The organism is uncultured Victivallis sp. (genome assembly GCA_944389935.1).
Taxonomy (GTDB): domain Bacteria; phylum Verrucomicrobiota; class Lentisphaeria; order Victivallales; family Victivallaceae; genus Victivallis.
The window spans coordinates 1-2,802 of sequence record CALXOE010000097.1 but is presented as its reverse complement, the minus strand read 5'-3'; the positions used below and the strand labels follow the sequence as shown (position 1 = coordinate 2,802).

Sequence of the window (2,802 nt, the reverse complement as noted above, 5' to 3'; positions counted from 1 at the left end):
AAAATCGAATGTTCCGGAATTTCGCCGTGCCGGAAACCCCTTCCAGTCCGAGATACAATTCGAGTTTGCGGGCGTCGTAAGGAATCTCGGTCTTGAGTGCATAGTTCTTCCACCCGGAATCGCCTTCCCCTGTCGGAACCTGAAGATAGTTGGTGCCGCCGCCGGGACCGGTGATCACCAGCATCAATTTGACTCCATTGAAGGATTTCGGCTTTTGGGAAATCGCTTTATGCGCGATTTCTCCGCTCAGGACTACTTCCTGTCCGCCCAAAATGGAAAGCGGCAGGGGAATGGCGACGAAGGTGTTTCCGGGAGTTTTCCGGGTGATTTCCAGCGTGGGAACCGCCGCCGTTTCATCAAGCCGCCGTCCGTCGGTCAACTGCTTTTTCACAACTTCGGAAGTCAGGTCAACAGCGGGAAGCGGCGTCGTCTGCGGCTTCCAGCTGCCGCCGGAAAGATCAAGTTTCCGGTTTTTCGCCAACAGATCCAGAATCAACTTCAACCGCGGATTGTTCAGGTCTTTGGAGGAAGTATCTCTGTATTGATTGCCGTATTCCAGATCCCAGCCGTCCCATTCCCGGAAAGCGTGGTAGCACCAATCCCATTGATATTCCTCGGCCAACGCCAACAGGTCGGCCAGATACTGTTCTCCGCCGGGTGCCCAGCGAATGACCGAGAACTCGCTCATCACGATCCGGGCGCCGTATTTCTGCTGAAACTCGCGCACCGGTGCCAGGCAACGCCGCAACGCTTCCTTATCCCAATATTTTCCGTCAACATTGCCGGGATAATTATAGATTCTGGTTAATGCGGGGACGACCCGTTGATGCGTATAATTCAACGGACGATACATGTGAACGTTATAAATGATATTTTTGAGCGGCAGCGGATGAAGATAGGAGAAATACCGCGGACTGCTCCAGTCATTTGCCGCAATGCAGATCGGCGTTTCCGGGTCGATTTCCCGGATCGCTTTCGCGGCGCGGTACTGCAGCTCCAGATAATCAATGCGGCGGGGCGTTTTCTGATTGGGCTCATTGAAAAGGTCGTACCCGTAAACCGCCGGGCAATCGCGATAGCGGCGGGCAATCTTTCTCCATGACTCCACAAATTCTTCAGCAAATTCCGGATTGTCGAACAGCTTTGCCTCTTCCTGAACCGCGCCATGATTGAATTCCTTGCCGCCGGGAACGCGGTGAAGGTCAATGATAACCATGATTCCAAGCTTTTGGCATTGTTCCAGAACCTTGTCGAGAATATTCAGGTCGCGATCGAGCAGATCTGCGTACTTCTCTCCTTCGCGAGGGTTGGGATGGAGCTGCCAACGCAGGAGGTTGACATTCCACTCCCGCATCGCCGGGAAGTCAGCGCTTCGATATACAACAGGGGACATCATTCCACGCAATTGCGGCAGGGATAAAACCCGTTCGGTATATTCACAGCGGAAATTTTCCGGTAACGGAACCGGTGGACGATGAAGTTCTTTCGGGTCCCAATCCACCAATTCGACATTGCGGACTTGCAATTTGCCGGTGCTTCCCTGCAGTCCGGTTTCCAGAAAAATCCATTCCGTATCGCCTGGTATCTGTTGCTCCACGGTGACTGTCTTCCAGTCAGAGGAACCGTAAAGCTGCGAACAGTTGGTCCAGTACTGTTTCCCGTTCGCAAAATAGTGGATCATCAGTTTAACGCCGTTATACGATTCCTCCGGCTTGCTGACGTCGGAGTATTTCACTTCAAAACGCACGATCAGGGAGCGGCCGAAGTATGGCTCCGGATCAACCGGATGCGATGCCAGTTGGGGCACGGCCGGATCTGTCGCCGAAACGGTCAGAATCGATTCGGAGATCGTCCCCCCCGGCGGAAGTTTCCATTTCCGATCGAAGGGGAGGGCGATTTCGGCGGCAAGTTGCAGGCCCAGGCCAAGCAAGGTAACAATAAGCAGTATGCAGTATTTCATGAGAATCAACCTTTCAGAGAGAATCAACGTGCGGCATCAATTCGGTTTGGTGGTTCCAGGGATAAGATTTCTTGCCATTCCAGATTGCGTTTTTCGAGTATTTTCCTGCCGATCCGTCCGCCTTATAAAGAACGGTTGAACCACCATGAACATCCATTCTCCCATAATCCATCACGGTATTGCTGCCGAAGCAGTAAATCAATACTTCCCTCTTTAATTGAGGATAGGGCTTCAGTCTGGGAGTGAAAAATCCTCCGTCGAAGTAGGAGTCGCGGCCATAAAAGTAAGAGATTACTCTCCAGGCATTGCCATCTGTTTGCGGTTTCATGGGATCACATACCGGGCAATTGAGAATTTTTGGGCTGATTTTGTCGTTTTTGGCTGTTTCAAGGTCGACTCCACCTAAATAATTAAGGCTTGCAACCAGCATTAATCCTGCATATTTTCCGTCATCAGTTGCGCACCATGAAGGATCATTTCCGATTGCGCCGCCCAATGTGTAAAAAGTAGGCGGAAGTCCTCGGTAATCATCCGAATACATTCCGAGAGCAGTTCCATTTTGCTTTATCTGTGAAATGCAGTTCGTAGTTCGGGCGCTGAGCCGCGCGCGGTTCAACGCCGGCAATAACATGCCGGCCAAGATGGCGATGATCGCTATTACAACAAGAAGCTCAATCAGTGTAAAATACCTTTTTTCTGTTCTCATCAGAAGCATCCTTTCCTTGTTTCTTCTTCTTTTTTACACCTGCAACGCACTTGCGATGAGCTGCGCATTGTGACGTTCTTTCATAACTTTACGGACAGTTGCTCCCGGATAAACCTGCGGGGCAATCAGCCGGGTG

General features: G+C 51.4%; 2 protein-coding genes. Both read right to left on the bottom strand.

Annotated elements, in window-relative coordinates; translation table 11 throughout:
• On the bottom strand, positions 1–1,960 hold a 1,960-nt coding region (locus Q0J85_RS15395; protein WP_294483233.1), incomplete at its 3' end, for a cellulase family glycosylhydrolase.
• A gap of 13 nt (positions 1,961–1,973) precedes the next feature.
• Positions 1,974–2,666, bottom strand: a complete 693-nt coding sequence (locus Q0J85_RS15390) for a type II secretion system protein (protein ID WP_294483230.1) — start codon at positions 2,664–2,666, stop codon at positions 1,974–1,976.
• Positions 2,667–2,802 lie beyond the last annotated feature (136 nt).